The 18,143-nt window shown below is 72.3% G+C and carries 17 protein-coding genes; 9 read left to right on the top strand and 8 right to left on the bottom strand.

Translation table 11 applies throughout. From position 1 onward, the window contains the following. The first annotated feature begins 67 nt into the window (after positions 1 to 67). Positions 68 to 1,429: an MFS transporter gene (locus ACYSUO_RS01625; protein ID WP_461774150.1), complete on the top strand. Its 1,362-nt coding sequence runs from the start codon at positions 68 to 70 to the stop codon at positions 1,427 to 1,429. Between the two features lie 72 nt (positions 1,430 to 1,501). On the opposite strand, the gene ACYSUO_RS01620 is transcribed toward ACYSUO_RS01625, so the two are convergent. Together ACYSUO_RS01620 and ACYSUO_RS01615 are read right to left on the bottom strand one after the other, a co-directional pair. Beyond that, positions 1,502 to 3,058, bottom strand: coding sequence for a subtype B tannase (locus ACYSUO_RS01620; RefSeq protein WP_461774149.1), 1,557 nt, complete (start codon positions 3,056 to 3,058; stop codon positions 1,502 to 1,504). A 134-nt stretch (positions 3,059 to 3,192) separates the two neighbouring features. After that, positions 3,193 to 3,783, bottom strand: coding sequence for a TetR family transcriptional regulator (locus ACYSUO_RS01615; protein WP_461774148.1), 591 nt, complete (start codon positions 3,781 to 3,783; stop codon positions 3,193 to 3,195). A 92-nt stretch (positions 3,784 to 3,875) separates the two neighbouring features. On the opposite strand from ACYSUO_RS01615, the gene ACYSUO_RS01610 reads away from it, so the two are divergent. Then, positions 3,876 to 4,694, top strand: coding sequence for a class I SAM-dependent methyltransferase (locus ACYSUO_RS01610; RefSeq protein ID WP_461774147.1), 819 nt, complete (start codon positions 3,876 to 3,878; stop codon positions 4,692 to 4,694). Positions 4,695 to 4,840: 146 nt separating this feature from the next. Beyond that, positions 4,841 to 5,002 carry a hypothetical protein gene (locus ACYSUO_RS01605; protein ID WP_461774146.1) on the top strand — a complete coding sequence of 54 codons (162 nt, stop codon included), beginning with the start codon at positions 4,841 to 4,843 and terminating at the stop codon, positions 5,000 to 5,002. Between the two features lie 69 nt (positions 5,003 to 5,071). Here the strand turns inward: ACYSUO_RS01605 and ACYSUO_RS01600 are convergent, their stop codons facing one another. After that, positions 5,072 to 6,781, bottom strand: a complete 1,710-nt coding sequence (locus ACYSUO_RS01600; protein ID WP_461774145.1) for a tetratricopeptide repeat protein — start codon at positions 6,779 to 6,781, stop codon at positions 5,072 to 5,074. 119 nt (positions 6,782 to 6,900) lie between these two features. Next, complete coding sequence (locus tag ACYSUO_RS01595; RefSeq protein ID WP_461774144.1) at positions 6,901 to 8,112, bottom strand: FAD-dependent oxidoreductase; 1,212 nt, start codon at positions 8,110 to 8,112, stop codon at positions 6,901 to 6,903. Between the two features lie 98 nt (positions 8,113 to 8,210). Here ACYSUO_RS01595 and ACYSUO_RS01590 point away from each other — a divergent pair, with 98 nt between their 5' ends. Then, complete coding sequence (locus ACYSUO_RS01590) at positions 8,211 to 8,885, top strand: TetR/AcrR family transcriptional regulator (protein ID WP_461774143.1); 675 nt, start codon at positions 8,211 to 8,213, stop codon at positions 8,883 to 8,885. After that, on the top strand, positions 8,878 to 9,411 hold the full coding sequence (locus ACYSUO_RS01585; protein ID WP_461774142.1) for a MarR family winged helix-turn-helix transcriptional regulator: 534 nt from the start codon (positions 8,878 to 8,880) through the stop codon (positions 9,409 to 9,411). The genes ACYSUO_RS01590 and ACYSUO_RS01585 overlap by 8 nt, the downstream gene beginning before the upstream one ends. Before the next feature lie 2 nt (positions 9,412 to 9,413). On the opposite strand, the gene ACYSUO_RS01580 is transcribed toward ACYSUO_RS01585, so the two are convergent. Next, positions 9,414 to 11,129, bottom strand: a complete 1,716-nt coding sequence (locus tag ACYSUO_RS01580) for a chloride channel protein (RefSeq protein WP_461774366.1) — start codon at positions 11,127 to 11,129, stop codon at positions 9,414 to 9,416. Between the two features lie 214 nt (positions 11,130 to 11,343). Here ACYSUO_RS01580 and ACYSUO_RS01575 point away from each other — a divergent pair, with 214 nt between their 5' ends. Further along, positions 11,344 to 12,342 (top strand): NAD-dependent epimerase/dehydratase family protein, encoded by a 999-nt coding sequence (locus ACYSUO_RS01575; protein WP_461774141.1) that lies wholly within the window; start codon positions 11,344 to 11,346, stop codon positions 12,340 to 12,342. An 82-nt stretch (positions 12,343 to 12,424) separates the two neighbouring features. On the opposite strand, the gene ACYSUO_RS01570 is transcribed toward ACYSUO_RS01575, so the two are convergent. Together ACYSUO_RS01570 and ACYSUO_RS01565 are read right to left on the bottom strand one after the other, a co-directional pair. Further along, entirely contained in the window at positions 12,425 to 13,552 is a 1,128-nt protein-coding gene (locus ACYSUO_RS01570) for a sensor histidine kinase (protein ID WP_461774140.1), read from the bottom strand. Positions 13,553 to 13,554: 2 nt separating this feature from the next. Next, positions 13,555 to 14,307 (bottom strand): response regulator transcription factor, encoded by a 753-nt coding sequence (locus ACYSUO_RS01565; protein WP_461774139.1) that lies wholly within the window; start codon positions 14,305 to 14,307, stop codon positions 13,555 to 13,557. Positions 14,308 to 14,430: 123 nt separating this feature from the next. Between ACYSUO_RS01565 and ACYSUO_RS01560 the strand changes: the two genes are divergently transcribed. From ACYSUO_RS01560 to ACYSUO_RS01550, 3 genes are read left to right on the top strand one after another with little or no spacing between them, the layout of a single operon-like run. Continuing rightward, positions 14,431 to 15,123 (top strand): glycosyltransferase family 2 protein, encoded by a 693-nt coding sequence (locus tag ACYSUO_RS01560; protein WP_461774138.1) that lies wholly within the window; start codon positions 14,431 to 14,433, stop codon positions 15,121 to 15,123. Then, positions 15,120 to 15,746: a TIGR04282 family arsenosugar biosynthesis glycosyltransferase gene (locus tag ACYSUO_RS01555; RefSeq protein ID WP_461774137.1), complete on the top strand. Its 627-nt coding sequence runs from the start codon at positions 15,120 to 15,122 to the stop codon at positions 15,744 to 15,746. The genes ACYSUO_RS01560 and ACYSUO_RS01555 overlap by 4 nt, the downstream gene beginning before the upstream one ends. Beyond that, positions 15,743 to 16,495 (top strand): class I SAM-dependent methyltransferase, encoded by a 753-nt coding sequence (locus ACYSUO_RS01550; protein ID WP_461774136.1) that lies wholly within the window; start codon positions 15,743 to 15,745, stop codon positions 16,493 to 16,495. The genes ACYSUO_RS01555 and ACYSUO_RS01550 overlap by 4 nt, the downstream gene beginning before the upstream one ends. A gap of 346 nt (positions 16,496 to 16,841) precedes the next feature. Here the strand turns inward: ACYSUO_RS01550 and ACYSUO_RS01545 are convergent, their stop codons facing one another. Beyond that, positions 16,842 to 18,065: a molybdopterin-dependent oxidoreductase gene (locus ACYSUO_RS01545; protein WP_461774135.1), complete on the bottom strand. Its 1,224-nt coding sequence runs from the start codon at positions 18,063 to 18,065 to the stop codon at positions 16,842 to 16,844. Between the last annotated feature and the right edge of the window lie 78 nt (positions 18,066 to 18,143).

Here is an 18,143-nt window from a genome sequence, read left to right as displayed (position 1 = left end):
CCCCGCGCATCCCACCCCACCACCATGACCGGGCCGCCACCGGACCGCCCGGACGAGAGGAACAACGATGTCCTCGCGTTACCGCTCCGCCCTGCCCAAAAACGCGGCCTCCGCCGTCGCCGCGGACCCGTCCCGCCGCAGCCGCACCATCGTCATCGCCCTGTGCTGGGCGCTGGTGTTCATCGACGGGATCGACACGTTCATCTACGGTTCCGCGCTGCCGCACATGCTCGGTTCGAAGGCGCTCGGCCTGACCGACGCCACCGCCGGTGACATCGGCAGCTACACCACCTTCGGCATGCTGGTCGGCACGATCCTCTCCGGCACCGTCAGTAACTGGGTGGGCCGCCGCAAGACTGTCTTCAGCTCGGTCGTCGTCTTCACCATCGCCACCGTAGGCTGCGGATTCGCCCAGAGCGCCGGGGTGTTCGGCTTCTTCCGCCTGGTGTGCGGCTTCGGCCTCGGCGCGCTGCTGCCGATCGCGATCTCGTACGGGATGGAGTTCACCACCGGCGCCCGCAAGGCGCTCGCGACCGGTGTCATCATGACCGCCCACCAGACCGGCGGCGCCGTCGCCCCGCTGCTCGCACTGTGGCTGATCGACGACTTCGGCTGGCGCTCGGCCTTCCTCGTCGGCGCGATACCCGCGCTGATCTTCCTGCCGCTGGCCCTCAAGCTGCTGCCCGAGTCGCCGACCAACCTGCTCACCCGCGGCCGTACCGGCGACGCGCAGGCCCTCGCGGGCACGTACGGCCTCGAACTGCCCGAGCCCAAGGGGCACGCAGCCGACAAGCTGGAGAGCATCAAGGCCCTGTTCCGCGGCCGCCAGTGGCTGACGACGCTCTGCTTCTGGCTGACGTCGTTCGCCGGCCTGCTGCTCGTCTACGGGGTCGGCCAGTGGCTGCCGAAGATCATGGGCGACCTCGGCTACGAGACCGGTGACTCGCTGCTCTTCTCGACGTTCCTCAACGTCGGCGGCATCGTCGGCATGCTGGTCGCGGGCCGCCTCGCCGACCGGGTCGGCCCGCGCCGCATCGTCATCATCTGGTTCGCGCTGACCGCGGTCTTCGTCTACCTGATGGGCGTACACATGTCGGTGGGCGTGCTGTACGGCGTCGTCTTCCTCGCCGGGCTGCTCCTGTTCAGCGGCCAGACGATGGTGTACGCGACGGTCGGCTCCCACCACGTCGAGGAGGACCGGCCCACCGCGCTCAGCTGGGTCTCCGGCATGGGCCGCTTCGGTGCCGTCTTCGGCCCGTGGATGGGCGGCCAGCTGCTCGCGGCCGGCCATGCGGACCTGGGCTTCTCGATGTTCGCCGTGGCGGCCGTGTTCGGCGCGGTGATGATGGCGCTGGCCGCGCTCACCATCCGGGTGGGGCTGAACCGGGGGAGCGGGGACCGGAAGGGCGCGCCCGCGATGGCCGGTTGATCCGTTTGCGTACGGCACTGTGGCCCGGCCCCTTCGCGGGGGCCGGGCCACAGTGGCTTGCGTGCGTCGCGCCTACTTCTTCTTGTGGCCCGTCACCCGGGTGATCCACGCGATGAAGTCCGCCGGGTCGGTGTTGGCCCCGTGCCCCTGGTCCCAGTAGTAGAGGTGGTCGACCTCGTCACCGAGCCCGGCCGCACTCGCCGCGATATTGGCGGAGACGGTCAGCGACGTGTCACTGTCCTTGGTGCCGAGGCGGATCCACCAGTGCTTGGAGCGGCCGGGGTTGCCGCGTGCCAGGTGGTACATCGGGTTCATCAGGTCGAGCTTCTCGGGGATGTCCGACGCCACCCGCTTGCTGTCCAGCCCGGACGTGTCGTGCCGCGCGCCGTACGCGGTGAAGTGCCGCGCCTCGGTGGTACCCGCGCCGAACTCGTTGTTCTCGGGGGACGACAGATCGAACGGATCGAAGGCGGGCGTGTCCTTCTTGCGCGCGCCCACATGCGTGAGGAAGTCCTCCCACGTGAACGTGGCCTTCCCGCCCTGCCACGTGATGAAGGTGTGGTCGGCGAGGTACGCGGCCCGGTCGCTGTCCGACAGGCCCTTCAAGTAGCGCGTGGCGGACGGCTGCAGATAGTGCGTCAGTAGATAGTCGTCGTAGTTCCGGGCGGTCAGCAGCCCGTGCCCGTCGATCCTGCGCAGCCTCAACGAGGCCTGGTACTCGGCGAACTGGGCCCGCAACTGCTTGGACGTCGCCTGGTCGACCTGCTCGCCGTTGCTCTGCTTGTTGGCGCCCCAGTTCCACTCGTACGCGCCGTCAGCGTGTTCCAGGTCGGCGATGGGGCACCAGGCGCCGGTCGCGAAGATCGCGTCGGAGGCGTCGGCCGCGCCCAGGTCGGACAGGTACTTCGCATAGATCCTGCTGTCGCCGGAGGCGCCGAGCAGCGAGGACAGGGCGCCGCCCGCGCTGGTGCCCGCGGACACGATGCGGTCGGTGTTGCCGGGTATGCGGCCCTTGTTGGCGCGGACGTAGCGCACGGCGGCCTTCAGGTCGACGATCGCGGCGGGCGCGGTGCCGTAGTAGGTGCCGGCGTCGTCCTTGAGGGTGCGGCCGCGTGCGCCCGGTTCCACGACGACGTATCCGGCGGCAAGGGCGAGCAGTTGGTTGGCGTTCATGGCGCGGCCGCCGCCGCCCGGTGTGCCACCGCCACCGCCGCCACCGGGCATGCCGCCGCCCCCTACGCCGTCCGCGTCCGCGACGGAGGACGGCATGTAGCCGCCGACGGAGTTGGCGAACAGGATGGGCGCGTCCGAGGCGTCGATCGCCTTGCCGTCGATCTCCACCGGCACGCTGACGTTGAGACTCTGATACGTCTCGTCGACCGGCTTGGCGACATAGGTGATCGCCTTCCAGAAGCGGTACTTCACCTCCTTGTCGCCGTCGTCGGTGGTGACGGTCGTGGTCAGCTCCGTGTACGCGTCCGTGTCGAACGTGAGGGCGCCGGAAGGCGCGTCGGACGCGGTTCCGGTCGACGCCTGCGCGGACAGGGTGAGGCCGCCTGCGACCGTGGCGCCCGCGGTCGCCCCGATCCCGATCACGACGCTTCTGCGCTTGATGGCCCTGTGCTTCAACTCGTGGCTCCCGTGAGGCTCTTGGGGCGAGCGAGTCCCGCCCCCGGCCTACGGCATCAACTGTCAACGTAAGTGTCAACAATTTCGGAGACATTCTCAGGAGGTGCTCAGGTGCTCAGGTACGCGAAGGCGGTCTAGCGGGGCAGTGCCCCGGCGACGGCGGACGTGACGATCCGGCGGACGTCCGCTTCCCCGGGAGGGCCGTCCTCCCGGTTCGCGTACAGCAGGTGGCCCGAGCCGATGAGGGTCAGACCCAGGGAGTCGATGTCGGTGTCGCGCGCCAACCGGCCCGCCTGCCGCTCCGCTTCGAGGTACGAGCGGAGCATGGCGGTGGCGTCCGACAGGACCGTGACGCCGGGCCGCCCGGCCGCCCGCAGTCGCGCGCGCAGGCCGTCGCGGAAGGTGAGCAGGCCGACCATGGCGACGACGACCGGCGTGAACAGGTCCCTCAGCGCCTCGGTGAGGAGGTCGACGACGGTACGGGTGCCGGCGGACGCGACGAGCGCGGCGGCCCGTTCCTCCATGCGGCCCGCGCGGTCGATGACGAGGTCGGCCAGGAAGGCGTCGAAGTCGGCGAAGTGGCGGTGCAGCACGCCCTTGGCGCAGCCCGCCTCCGTGGTGACCGCCCGGCTGGTGAGCGCGGCGGCCCCGTCCCGCATGAGGACGCGCTCGGCCGCGTCGAAGAGTTGCTCCCGCGCATCGCGTATGGCCACACCGGTCGGCACCTGCGGTTCTCCTTCGTTCGGCTGGGCTCGGGGTTGGGCTCAAGGTTCCGCTCAGGGTAGAAGAGTGGGCGAGTGCCCATTATGGTGGGCGCATGCCCACTCGTTACGTGAAGCCCGCTGAGCCCGCTGCGAACCAACCGCACAAGGCCCGCGCCATGGCCGAGTCCTTCGGCGCCGACCCCGACCGCTACGACCGCACCCGGCCCCGCTACCCGGATGCCCTGATCGCCCGGATCACCGCCGCCGCGCCGGGCCCTGATGTCCTCGACGTCGGCTGCGGCACCGGCATCGCGTCCCGCCAGTTCCGGGCGGCGGGCTGCACCGTCCTCGGCATCGATGTCGACGCGCGCATGGCGGAGTACGCCCGCGGTCACGAACTCGATGTGGAAGTCGGCAAGTTCGAGACCTGGGACGCGGCGGGCCGGACCTTCGACGCGGTCGTCGCGGGACAGACCTGGCACTGGGTCGACCCGGTCGCCGGAGCCACGAAGGCGGCCGGCGTCCTGCGCCCCGGCGGACGCCTCGCCCTCTTCTGGAACGTCTTCCGCCCAGGATCCGAACTCGCGGACGCCTTTGCCGCCGCCCACCGCGAGGCCCTGCCCGACTCGCCGCGCAACCCCTGGGCCCGCCCCACCCTCGACGCGTACGGCGCGGTCTTCGCGAAGGTCGCCGACGGGCTGCGCGACACCGCCCTGTTCGGCGAGCCCGAGGAGTGGCACTTCGACTGGGAGGCCACGTACACGCGCGACGCGTGGCTGGAACAGATGCGCACCAGCGGGGAGGCGGGCACGTACCGGCCGGAGCAGTTGGAGGCCCTGCTGGCGCATACGGGTGCCGCGATCGACGCGATGGGCGGAGAGTTCACGCTGCCCTACACGGCGGTGGTGGTCACCGCGGAGCGGCTCGGCTGAGCGCGATCGGCCCGATTGTCAGTGCTGGATGTTTCCCTGGAGTCGTAGCGGAAGGGGAAGCAGCAGTCATGACAGAGGAAGCTCGGCGTCGGCAGCCCGGCCGGGACCTGTGTGTCCGACGGCATCCGGAGACACAGGTGGAGTGCGTGCTCCCTGACACGCACTATCCGCACCCGCACCACGCGCTGGACGGGACGACGTGGCACGACGGGTTGTGCGGGGCCTGCCATGGGAGCGGTCTGCGCGAGGGAGAGGTGTGCGGGGATTGCCGTGGCGGCGGGTTCTGCCTGCTGGAGGAGCAGGAGTGAGTGGGTGAGCAGTGAGCGGCGATCGGGGGAGCTGACCCAGGTGGCTTCGCGGGGCCCTGACGGCAGTCGTCAGCAGCAGTCGTTCTCCTCCTCGGGTGACGCCGAGTCCAGGCGGCAGTAGCACGACGAACGGATCGGGACGTCCGCCACCGCCAGCGCCGTCGTCAGCTGCGGGGCGATGATCCGGGCCTCCGCTTCACGGCCGAGGCGGAGCAGGCACTCGTGGTAACCGTGCAGCGCCCATACGTTGTTGGGGTGGCGCAGGGGGCGGGGGAGCGTGTCGTCGAGGCCCAGGTCGGCGGCGTAGACGTCGGCGGCCTCGGCCACCCTGCCCTGCTCCAGGAGCAGCGCCCCGTACGCGTGCCGGGTCGGCTGCATCCAGCCCCACGGCTCGTCGTAGGGGAGGGTGTCGTCGAGGTGGATGGCGCGGCGGAGGTTGGTGAAGGCCTGGTCGAAGTCGCCTGTCCGGTAGGCGAGTTCGCCGTCGAGCATCGCCGAGGCGATGGCGAGGATGTCGAGGCACGTGTTGTTGAAGAGGGTGCGGGAGGGCGGCACGCGCTCCACGGCAGCGGTGAAGCGCGCGCGTTCCGCCGCGGCCTCCTGTGTGCGGCCGGTCGCGGCGAGGGCGATGCCCCTGCCGTAGTGGGTCATCGCCGTCGTCACGCAGTACAGCTCCGGGTCGCGGGGCAGCGGCAGGTCGACGAGGTCCTGCCAGCGGCCGAAGCGGACCAGGGCGTGCACCCGCATGCCCAGGAAGCCCTCCAGCCAGTCGGCCATCGGCGGGGACTCGACGCGCAGCAGCTCCTCGGGGACCGCCGCCTCGAGCCGGTCAACGGAGTCGAACGCCACCTCGGCCCGGCCCGCGAACATCGCGGCGTAGAGACGGAAGTGGATGTTGTGGCAGCGGTAGAGCGTGTAGAAGTTCATCGCGCCGTCGCGGGCGAGCGCCAGCCTGTCCGCCTCGATGGCGCGGGTGTTGGCCTCGATGGTGCGCCGGTAGTCGCCGCACAGCACGTCGATGTGCGTGGGCATGTGGTGCAGATGGCCCGAGTCGGGCACCAGGCCCCGCAGCCGGTCGGCGACCGGCAGCGCCTGTTCGGGCGTCGGCGACATCTCCATGAGGTGGATGTAGAGGTGCAGCAGGCCGGGGTGGTCACGGCCGTCCGGCCGCGCGAGCGCGCGTTCGAGCGCCTCCCGTGCCTCGACGGTGCGGGCGCCCTCGGCGGGGCGGCCGGTGGGCAGATCCCACAGCTGCCAGGGCGTGAGGTTCATCAGGGCGTCGGCGTACAGCGTCGCCACATCCGGGTCGTCCCGGTGGTTCGCGTAGACCTTGCCCATGGCCTGCGCGTACTCCTCGTTCCACACCGACTGGTCGGGCGCGGGGCCGGCCGACGGACAGCGGTGCCGGAGGGCGTCGATCAACGCCTGCTCGACCGGTGTCGCGCGGGCGGCGGCGAGCGTGGCCCGCTGAACGGCGTGGTGGGTGCGTTCGACGCTCGACGTCAGCTCGCGCTCGTCGAACGCCTCCCACGGCTTGTTGTAGTTCGGCCCCAGCGCGTAGGCGAGGCCCCAGTGGGCCATGGCGCACTGCGGGTCGGCCTCGATGGCCCGCTCGAAGCAGCCGACCGCCTCCTCGTGGTGGAAGCCGTACGTCCACAACAGGCCCCGGTCGAACCACAGTTGGGCCTCGGGTGAGCCGGTGGTGACCTCGCGGTGGAAAGATCCCAGGTCGTAGTAGCCGTCGCTGCTGTCGATGCCGTCGATATTCACGCGTGCCACCTTCGACGAGTGTGCGGGTCCGTCCCGGCGAGGGGCGGATCCGGCACATTGTCCCGCCGTGGTCGGCGCGGCACCATGGTGCGGGTAGGCACGCCAGTGCCTTTCGGGGCTTCGTCGGGTCAGGCTCGCGCGGCGTCGTACTGCGTTTCCGTCTTACCGGAGACGGACTCACCGGGTGCGGTCTTACCGGCAGCGGTGAAGAAGTCGACGAGCGAGGTCGGTGCACCGTCGCCGAGGCAGAGGTCCAAGATCTCGCGCGCGTCGTCGTAGAAGCCCAAGGTGCGGGCGAACATCGCCGCTTCGTAGGCCGCGAGGGCCGCCTCGATGTCGTCGGGGCGCGCGGCGATCGCCCTGCCGAGTTCGGCGCCGTCGAACATGGCCAGGTTGGCGCCGTCGCCGGACGGCGGCATCAGGTGCGCGGCGTCGCCCAGCAGTGTCACGCCCGGCACGCGGTCCCAACGGTGTCCGTCGGGGAGCGTGTGGATCATGCGGGCGACCGGGGCCGACTCACCGTCCGTGATCAGCGCCGTGAGCTCCGGGGCCCAGCCCTCGAACTCGGCCGCGATACGGGCCTTGGCCGCGGCCGCGTCCGTGAAGTCGATATCGGCGAACCAGGAGGCGGGGCGGGTCAGCTGGACGTAGGTGTGGATGATTCCGCCGGCCTCGCGGTGGGCGTTGATGCCCTTGCCGGGAGAGGGGGCGAGCAGGGCGCCGGCGCCGACCGCCCCGGCGGCCGCCGCGTGGCGCTCGTCCACGTCGTACAGGTAGGTCTCGACGAACGTCGTGCCGGTGTAGGCGGGCGTGGCGTCCGAGACGAGGGGACGGACCTTCGACCAGGCCCCGTCGGCCCCGACGAGGAGGCCGGTGGTGACGGTCGAACCGTCGGCGAAGGACAGCTCGTGGCAGCCGCCGCCGAGCGCGCTGACACCGGTGATCTTGTGCCCCCACTGGACCGTGCCCTCGGGCAGCGAGTCGAGCAGGATCCGGCGCAGGTCGCCGCGGAGCACCTCGGGGCGCTTCGCGCTGCCGTCGTCGGGCTCGTCCATCAGCACCTTGCCGTGCCGGTCGAGCACACGCAGCGCCTCGGCGCCCTCGTGGATGATCGCGCGGAACTCCTCGGTGAGCCCGGCCGCCGCGAGGGCCGCCTGCCCGTCGGCCTCGTGTATGTCGAGCTGGCCGCCCTGGGTGCGGGAGTCCGGCGAGGGGTCGGCTTCGTAGACCGTCGCGGGGATGCCGTGGACGTGCAGGACGCGGGCGAGGACGAGGCCGCCGAGGCCCGCGCCGACGATCGTGATCGGGGTGGTCGTGTGCGTGGTCGTAGTCGTGTTCATGATCTTGCTCCGTTTCGGGAGTGTGGGAGGTAGTGAGCGTGGAACGTTGTTCCAGTGCCAGTTTGGAACACTGTTCCAGTCGTGTCAAAATGGGATCCATGGCGACCAGGGCACAGCGCACCGACGCGCTCTCCAAGGAGCGGATCGTCGAGGCGGCGATCGAGATCCTCGACACCGAGGGCGAGAAGGGGCTGACCTTCCGCGCCCTCGCGGCGCGTCTGGCGACCGGCGCCGGAGCGATCTACTGGCACGTCGCGAACAAGGACGAGCTGCTCGCCGCGGCCACCGACGGCGTCGTCACGCGCGTCATGGCGGGCGTGGCCCGTGACGAGGATCCGCGGGAAGGGATCCGGGTCCTGGCTCTCGGCGTCTTCGATGCGATCGACGTGCACCCGTGGGTGGGAACCCAGCTCTCCCGCGAGCCGTGGGGTGCCGCGCTGCTGCAGATCTTCGAGGGCCTCGGTGGCCGGCTTCAGGAGCTGGGCGTCGCGCGCGCCGAGCAGTTCAACTCCGCCTCCGCGCTGCTGAATTACGTACTCGGTGCCGCAGCCCAGAACGCCGCGAACGCGAGCCTCGTACTGCCGGGCGTGACTGACCGCTCGGCGTTCCTGGGTGGGATCGCCGCACGGTGGAAGGAACTCGACGCCGCTCGCCACCCGTTCCTGCGGCAGGTGGCGGCGGACCTGCCCGAACATGACGACCGGGCGCAGTTCCTGGCCGGCATCGACCTCATACTGGCGGGTATCGACACCGCGAGGAGGGTGCATGGCTGAGAGCGGGCCCCGGGCCGAGGGTCGGGACGACGTGGACGCGGTGACCCGTGCGGTGCTCACCGCGTCGCGGCTGCTCGTCGCCGTGTCGGCCCGCTCCCTCGCGGAGGTCGAGGACCGGGTGACGCTGGCCCAGTTCCGGATGCTGGTGGTGCTCTCGACGCGCGGCGCCACCAAACTCGTCACGCTCGCCGAGCAACTGCACGTGGCGCCGTCCACCGCGATGCGGATGGTGGACCGGCTGATCGCGGCGGGGCTCGCGGACCGCCGCGCCAACCCCGCCAACCGCAGGGAGACGCTCCTGCAGTTGACCGACGAGGGGCGCCGCACCGTCGAGAACGTGACCGCGCGGCGCCGCGAGGACATCGCGGGGATCGTGGAGCGCCTCGACCCGGAGCAGCGCGCGTCGCTGATCGGCGCGCTGGACGCGTTCAACGAGGCAGGCGGCGAGCCCTCGGCACCCGACGACCCTGACCCGACCCTGCACCCGCTGGGCTGGGTCGATCTGCCGTCGGGCTCCGCCGACTGAACCTACGCGGGCGTGGTCTGCGCGGACGCGGGCTCTACGGGTGTCGGCTGGTGCAGCGCCCGCAGTGCCCCTTGGTGGCTGAGCCAGCCCACCGGCTCGTCCTTGTCGGTGTGCATCACCGGGAGTCCCGTGCCGGGCGCCGCGAGAAGTGTGTGCAGTGCCTCGGCGAGCGGCTGGTCCGTGGTGACGCGGGGTGTGTGCAGGGCGAGTTCACCCACGGTGGACGGCGCCCCGTCCGGCTGCTCCGTCAGCGTCTCGGCCACCGCCTGTGCCGTGACGACGCCGAGATGCGTGCCGCGGTCGTCGCACACGGGCAGGGCGCCGTGACCCGAGCGGCTCAACAACTCGGAGGCGTCGGCCAGTTGGATCGTCGCGGGCAGGGGAGTCGGCAGCGGCTCCAGGACGGTGGCCACCCGCTGCCCGCCGAGCGGCGCGTCCGGAGTGGGGCCGTCCAGGTCGATGCCGCGGCGGCGCAGCTTGAGCGTGTAGATCGTGTCGCGCGTGAGCAGACGGCTGGTGGCGGTGGCGAGGACGATCGCCAGCATCAGCGGCAGGATGATCGAGTACTCGCCGGTCAGCTCGAAGAGGATCACCACGGCGGTGATCGGCGCGCGGGACGAGCCCGCGAAGACGGCGCCCATGCCCACCAGCGCGTACGCGCCGACGGCTCCCGCCGTGCCGGGCAGCAGGCCGTGCGCGACCGCGCCGAACGCGGCGCCCAGCATCGCCCCGATGAACAGGCTCGGCGCGAACACCCCGCCCGAGCCGCCGATTCCGATGGTCAGGCTCGTGGCGATCATCTTGCCGACGAGCAGGAGCAGCAGGAACCCGATGGCGTACCCGCCCTCCGTCGCCTTCTCCAGGACCGGGTACCCGACCCTGTACATCTCGGGAAGCGCGAGCAGGACCAGGCCGAGCGCGAGCCCGCCGACCGCGGGGCGCAGCCACTCGGGGCCGCGCCACAGCCAGTCGCAGGCGTCCTCGATCGCGTACAGGACACGCGAGAAACCGACGCCGACCGCGCCCGCGACGACGCCGAGCACGGCGAACAGGGCGTACTGGCCGAGGTGTTGGACCGGGAAGTCGGGCAGGCTCAGGAACGCCACGTCACCGAAGGCGGCCCGGCCGATCACGCTCGCGGTGACACTGGCCAGCACCGTCGCGCCGAACGCCTCGACGGTGAAGGTCCGCAGGATGAGCTCCATCGCGAAGAACACACCGGCCAGCGGTGCGTTGAACGTCGCCGCGATGCCGCCCGCCGCGCCGCACGCGACGAGCAGCTTCAGCCGATCCTCCGAGAGCCCGGTGACGCGGCCGAGCGTCGAACCGAGCGCCGAGCCGATCTGTACGATCGGCCCCTCGCGCCCCACCGAACCGCCCGAGCCGATGGTGAGCGCAGAGGCGAGCGTCTTGACGACGGCCACCTTCGGGCTGATCCGGCCGCCGCGCTTGGCGACCGCGAGCATCACCTCCGGCACGCCGTGGCCGCGCGCCTCCTTGGCGAAGCGGTTGACCAGCGGGCCGTAGAGGAGGCCGCCGATGACGGGGGTGACGAGGACGAAGAACGGGCCGAGCCAGGGCACGTGCGGATTGGCGCTGCCGGGGTCCGCCGCGTAGTCGCCGTGCCCGGAGAACAGGCGTGTGAACGTCTGGATGCACCAGCGGAAGACGATCGAGCCGAGCCCCGCTCCCGCTCCCACGAGCACCGCGAGAACCATCGTCGAACCCCGGCCGCCGAGCATCGGGCGCAGCGCCCGCAGACCGACTCCTGTGCCGCTCACTCTTTTCCCTGCCTCACGTTTGCATAATGCAAAATACCGACCTTTGCATTATGCAAAACGTGTCAAGCGGCCGTGCGGGAGGGTCTTACGGAGTGGTGACGCATCGGCCCGTTGCCGTGGTGTGCGGGGTCGGGGGATCTAGCGTGGCGGCATGCGAGTTCTGGTCACCGGCGGTGCCGGGTTCATCGGGTCCCATGTCGTCGAGGCGCTGACCGCGCGCGGGCACGAGCCCGTCGTGTTCGATGTGCGGGAGGACCCCGGCGCCGATGTGCGCGACCCCGACGCGGTCGCCCGTGCCCTGGCCGGCGTCGACGCCGTGTGTCACCAGGCGGCCAGGGTCGGGCTCGGCAATGGGGTCGCCGACGCCGCCGAGTACGTCTCGCGCAACGACCTCGGGACGGCGGTGCTGCTCGCCGCGATGGCCGAGGCCGGTGTGTCGCGGCTCGTGCTTGCCGGGTCGATGGTCGTCTACGGGGAGGGGCGCTACGCCTGCCCGCGGCACGGCGTCGTACGGCCCGGGCCGCGCGACGTCGCCGATCTGGACGCGGGGCGGTTCGAGCCCAAGTGCCCTGAGTGTGGAGCCGAGTTGGAGGCGGGGCTTGTCGGTGAGGATGCCCCGGTCGACCCGCGCAACGTGTACGCCGCGACCAAGCTCGCGCAGGAACACCTGGCCGCCGCCTGGGCGCGCGCGAGCGGTGGGGCGGCACTCTCGCTGCGGTACCACAACGTGTACGGGCCGCGGATGCCCCGCGACACCCCGTACGCCGGTGTCGCCTCCTTCTTCCGCTCCGCGCTCGCCCGCGGCGAGGCGCCGCGTGTCTTCGAGGACGGCCGTCAGCGGCGCGACTTCGTGCACGTACGGGACGTGGCCGAGGCCAACGCGGTGGCGCTGGAGGCCGACGCCGAGCCGGGTGTGCTGCGCGCCTACAACGCGGGCAGCGGCACGCCGCACACCGTCGGCGAGATGGCATCGGCGCTCGCGGCGGCGTACGGCGGGCCCGATCCCGTCGTGACGGGGGAGTACCGGCTCGGCGACGTCCGGCACATCACCGCGGACTCGGCGCGGCTGCGTGCGGAGCTGGGGTGGAAGCCGACGGTGGAGTTCGACGACGGCGTACGGGACTTCGCGCGCGCCTCGATGGCGCGCTAGCCGGTCAGCAGGTGCTCGCGCCCGAACATCGTCGCCGCGGCCCGCGCCGTCGAGGGGGCCAAGCGGTGCCGTGCGGCGGCCCTTACGGTGCGGTGGTGCTCGCGGCAGCGCTCGGCAGCGTGACCTCGAAGCGGCAACCGCCGGGGATGTTGGTGACCGTGGCCCGGCCCGCGTGCGCCTCCACGATGCCGCGCACGATCGCGAGACCGAGGCCCGCGCCCGCCGGGGGAGTACGGGCGTGGGTACCGCGCCAGCCGGTGTCGAAGACGCGCGGGAGGTCCTCGTCGGGAATGCCGCCACAGGCGTCCGAGACCGACACCACCACGCCCTCCGGCGAGCGGTGCGCGGCCACGGCGACCGTGCCGTCCGCCGGAGTGCGGCGGATCGCGTTGACGAGGAGATTGCCCAGGACCCGGCTCATCTCCTTGCCGTCGACCTCCACCGGCACCGGCTCCACCTCCTCGCCGACGAGCCGCACCCCGTGCTCGCGCGCCAGCGGGTCCGCGCCCGCCAGCGCGTCGCTGACCAGGTCGTACAGGGACATCCTTGCCGGGGCCAGCGGCAGCGCGCCCGCGTGGATGCGGGACAGCTCGAAGAGGTCGCCCACCATGTCGTTGAGCCGCTCGACGTCCGTGCGCATCTGGCGCAGATAGCGGTCCGGGTCGGCGGCGACACCGTCCTCCAGTGCCTCCGCCATGGCGCGCAGGCCCGCGAGCGGGGTGCGCAGATCGTGCGAGATCCAGGCGACCAGCTCGCGCCGCGAGGTCTCCAGGGCGCGCTCGCGCTCCCGGGAGGCGGCGAGCTTGGCGCTGGTCGCCGCCAGCTCCCGGCTGAGCTCCTCCAGTTCGGCGGTGGCCGGTGCGTCGGGCGCGGCGAAGTCGCCGCCGTCGCCGAACGAGCGGGCCGCGTCGGCCAGTTCACGGCTGCGTGCCACCACCCACCGGCCGAGAACGAGCGCCGTCGCCAGCGAGACGACAGCCGCCATCGCCACCACCGTCGTCACCACGCTCAGGTCGTGCGCCGACAGGAACATGGCCCACGCCACGGCGAGCGTGCCCGCCAGCATCGCCACCACGCCGACGGTGGCGACCACAGCGAGCGAGGCGGTGAGCGAGCGGCGCCGCAGCAGCCGCAGGGCGGCCGCCCCGGCGAGGCCCGTGGCGGCGGCACCCGCGAAGGCGTACAGGGCGATGAGGAGTTTGTCGTGCACGGTCAGGCCCCCTGCTCGGCGGGCTCGGGGTGCGGGGCGGGCTCGAAGCGGTAGCCCACGCCCCACACCGTCTGGATCAGGCGCGGGCGCGCCGGATCGTCTTCGACCTTGCCGCGCAGCCGACGGATGTGGACCGTGACCGTCGACAGGTCGCCGAACTCCCAGCCCCACACCTCGCGCATCAGGTCCTCCCGGCTGTACGCCCGCCCCGGATTGCGCAGGAAGAAGGCCAGGAGGTCGAACTCGCGCAGGGTCAGGGCGAGTTCGGCGCCGTCCCGCGTGACCCTGCGCGCCGCCGGGTCGACCGTGAGCCCCGCCGCGCGCAGCGGACTCTGCCGCGCCGTGGCCGGGCGGGCGCGGCGCAGCACCGACTCCACGCGCAGCACCAGCTCGCGAGGGCTGAACGGCTTCGTCACGTAGTCGTCCGCGCCGACCTCCAGGCCGAGGATCCGGTCGTCCTCGTCGCCGCGCGCGGTGAGCATGATGACCGGGACGGGGCCGCGTTCACGCATTCGGCGGCACACCTCCAGGCCGTCCATGCCGGGCAGCATCAGATCGAGCACCACCAGGTCGGGCCGGTGCGCGGCGGCCCGCGCGAGGGCCGCGGGGCCGTCGTCCGCCCGGTCCACGCGATAGCCGGCGCGGTCCAGGTAGCCCGCCACCACCTCGGCGACGGTCGGATCGTCGTCGACGACGAGGACGCGGGCCGCGCCGCTGTCGAGGGCCGGCCCCGTGGGCTCGTATGACTGCTGCATGCCACCAGCCTCGCACCGTGCCGGGCCCGCCGGGCGTCCCGGCCTGCGCCGGGCGGCCGACGTCCGTGTTTCGTAAGGATCTCGCGCCTGATATGTCGGAATCCGGCTCGTAGGGTGAGACCCGTGACAAGCCCACCCACCACCGTCGACGTGGTCCTTCCCTGCCTGAACGAGGCCGAGGCGCTGCCCTGGGTCCTCGACCGGATCCCGCCGCACTGGCGCGCCCTCGTCGTCGACAACGGCTCCACCGACGGCTCCGCCGGGATCGCCCGCTCGCTGGGCGCCGAGGTCGTGCGCGAGGAGCGGCGCGGATTCGGCGCCGCCTGCCACGCGGGCCTGACCGCGTCCGACGCCGACGTCGTGTGCTTCTGCGACTGTGACGCCTCCCTCGACCCGGGGCAGCTCGTCCCCTTCGTCCGCGAAGTGGCGGACGGCGAGGCCGACCTGGTGCTCGGCCGCCGCCGCCCGACGGCGCGCGGCGCCTGGCCCGCGCACGCCCGCGCCGGCAACCTCGCGCTCGCCCGCATGCTGCGCCGCAGGACCGGCCTGCGCCTGCACGACCTCGGGCCGCTGCGCGCCGGGCGCCGCGAGGCGCTGCTCGGACTCGACCTCACCGACCGGCGCAGCGGCTATCCCCTGCAGATGGTGGTGCGCGCGGCCGACGCCGGCTGGCGGATCACCGAGCACGACGTGCCGTACCTGCCGCGCACCGGCGCATCCAAGGTGACCGGCACCTGGCGCGGCACCTGGCACGCGGTGCGCGACATGAGCCGGGTGCTGAACGAGACGCCCGTACGGGAAGGAAACACACGGTGAGCACACCCCCTGACCTCCTGGTCATCGCCAAGGAGCCGCGGCCCGGCCGGGTCAAGACCCGGCTCACCCCGCCGTTCACGCCGCAGGAGGCGGCGGAGCTCGCCGAGGCCGCTCTCGCCGACACGCTGGAGGCCGTCGCCCAGGCCCCGGCCGCCCGCCGCGTCCTCGTCCTCGACGGCGCGCCCGGTCCCTGGCTGCCGCCCGGCTTCGAGGTCGTGCCGCAGTGCGCGGGCGGCCTCGACGAACGCCTCGCGGCCGCCTTCGCCGGATGCACGGGGCCCGCGCTCCTCATCGGCATGGACACCCCGCAGGTCCGGCCCGAACTCCTCACCGTCGACTTCGCCGACTGCGACGCCTGGTTCGGCCCGGCGCTCGACGGCGGCTTCTGGGCCCTCGGCCTGGCCGATCCCGAACCTGCACTGCTGCGCGGCGTGCCCATGTCCACGGCGCACACCGGCGCCGCGCAGCGCGCCCGACTCGGCGAGGCGGGCTTGCGGGTGCGCGACCTGCCGCCCCTGCGCGACGTCGACACCGCCGAGGACGCCGCGGCCGTGGCCGCCGAGGCGCCGCACGGCCGGTTCGCGGCGCGCCTGGCGCACTGTACGGCCGGGGCCGACCGGTGAGCGCCCCACCCGCCGCCCCCTGGGCCGGCGCCGACCCGTACTCCGCCGCCCTGCGCACCGGCCGCGGACCGCTGTTCCTGCGCCGGGCCGACGGCTGGCTGCTGCCCCTCGAAGTGGAACGGTGGTGTGCGCGGGCCGACGCCGTCGACCGGCAGGTGCTCCAACGCTGCGAGGGCGCCGTGCTCGACGTCGGCTGCGGCCCGGGACGGCTCGTCGCCGAGCTGGCCGGACAGGGGCGTACCGCGCTCGGCGTGGACGTCAGCGACGCCGCCGTCGCCCACAGTCGTGGCCTCGGCGGCCAGGCGCTGTGCCGCTCGGTGTTCGAACCGCTGCCCGGCGAGGGCCGCTGGAACACCGTGCTGCTGATGGACGGCAACATCGGCATCGGCGGCGAACCGGCCGCCCTGCTCGCCCGCGTCGTCCAACTCCTCGTCCCCGGTGGACTGTTGATAGCCGAAGCCGCGCCCGTCGACGTCGACGAGCGGGCGAGTGTGCAGGTCACCGACTCACCGGGGCAGGCCGGGGGCCACCCCTTCCCGTGGGCGCGACTCGGCACCCCCGCCCTGCTCCGATACGCGGCCGGGGCGGGGCTGCGCCCCGTCGATCAGTGGTCCGTGGGCGGCCGCTGCTTCGCCGCGCTGCGCACCCGCACGGCGAGCACCAGCGCCGAACCCGCGAACAGCGCCGCCGTGAGCAGCAGCCAGTGGCCGAGGTACACATCTGCGGAGCGGCCGGTCGCCGACCGGTAGCGCTCCTCCTGCGCCCCGCTGATCAGCGGGAACCAGACGAGCAGCAGCAGCGCCGAGAGCGCGGCCGGAACCCGGACGTACCCCACCCGCTCCCGGCGCCCGGCCGTCGCGGCCCCACGCACCAGCAGCCGGTCCACGCCCGCGTACAACGGCACCAGCACGAGATCGTGCACGAGGGCGGCGCCCACGAACCACAGCGCCACCCCGAACCAGTCGTCCGCGAGCAGCCGCACCCCCGCATACCCGGCGAGCGCGAACGAGCAGGCCAGCAAAAGCAGTTGAAGAGGACTCCCCAAAGGGATGCGCGGGCTGTTCAAATGGATGCGACGCAAGAGCGACATCGCGGTCACACCTTTCCGAAGGTGAGCCGAGCCACCCACTTGGTATTGAGAACGCCCGGCGCGGCGGGCACGATCACGCGCGCCGGGTAGCCGTGATCGGCGGAGAGCGCCTCCCCGTTGACGTACAGGGCGAGCAACGACCGTGGATCGGCGACCTGGTTGGCGCGCAGCGCGGCGTGCCGGAACGCGCCGCGCCGTTGCAGCGACTCGACGAGAACGTCCGGCGGATCGCAGTCGTGGCCCACCAGTGCCGCCAGATCCCGCAGCCGTACGCCGCGCCACCACTGGTCGGACGTCGACCAGCCCTCGACGCAGGCGATGGGCAACGCCGAGCTGTGCAAGGGAAGTTGGGCCAGCTCCGCGCGGCTGAGGCGGACCGTACGGCCCGAACGCCCGACCACGACGAGCCGCCACGCCTCCTCGGCCGTCTCCGACCGGTCGATCCCCGCGTAGGCGGCGGTCTTGTTGATCTGGAAGCCGTTCGGACCTTGGGCCGGATCCGCGCCGCCGTGCGGGGCGAGCAGCGCGGTGCGGCGCAGCGGACCGTCGAAGCTCTGCCCCGCCGTCGTACCGAACAACAGCAGCGAGCCCCCGCCGACGAACCACAGCGCGCCCCGCCGGGACACCGTCGGCGGATCCGGTCGCGGCGCCACCAACTCGCCCTCCTCGCGCGCACGACGCACATTGCGCACCGCCGCCGGAACCTTCAGCACCGCGTGCGCCACGAACGCGGCGAAGAACACCCACGCCCCGTAGAAGTGCAGCGGATAGAACGAGCCGGGGAAGAGATAGTCGAGCTGCACGTTCAGCACCCCCGTGACGAACTCGAACAGCCCGCCGCCGACCAGCAGCAACAGCGAGACACGTTCGAGCGCGTGCGTCAGCGAACGGGCCGGCGGCAGCGCGAACAGCTTCGGCACCACCGACCACAGCTTCGCCAGCAGTACGGGGATCAGCGTGACGCCGAGCGTGACATGCACACCCTGCGTGAGCCGGTACAGCCAGCGCGGGTCCGTCGGCCAGGCGAAGAGGTAGAAGCCGAGGATCCCCTTGTCCGGGGTCTTGTCGTTGACCGGGGCCAGGCCCGGGTTGTACGCCGCGTACGAGACGAGGCCCGTCACGAACAGCACGGTGATGCCGACGAGCAGCACGAGGCCCAGCACGGAGGTGAACCAGGGGCCGCGCAGCGGACTGCGCCAGAAGGACGGCGATGCGGGGGAGTCGGGCATGTCTCGACCGTAGGCCGGACGGACCGACCATCGGGGTGCGCGACTCATGACGAAACGCTGACATCAGGGCCGGTCGGC

Source organism: Streptomyces sp. UC4497 (assembly GCF_054871485.1).
The sequence above is the reverse complement of the archived record's forward strand: the minus strand, read 5'-3'. Positions and strand labels throughout refer to the sequence as shown.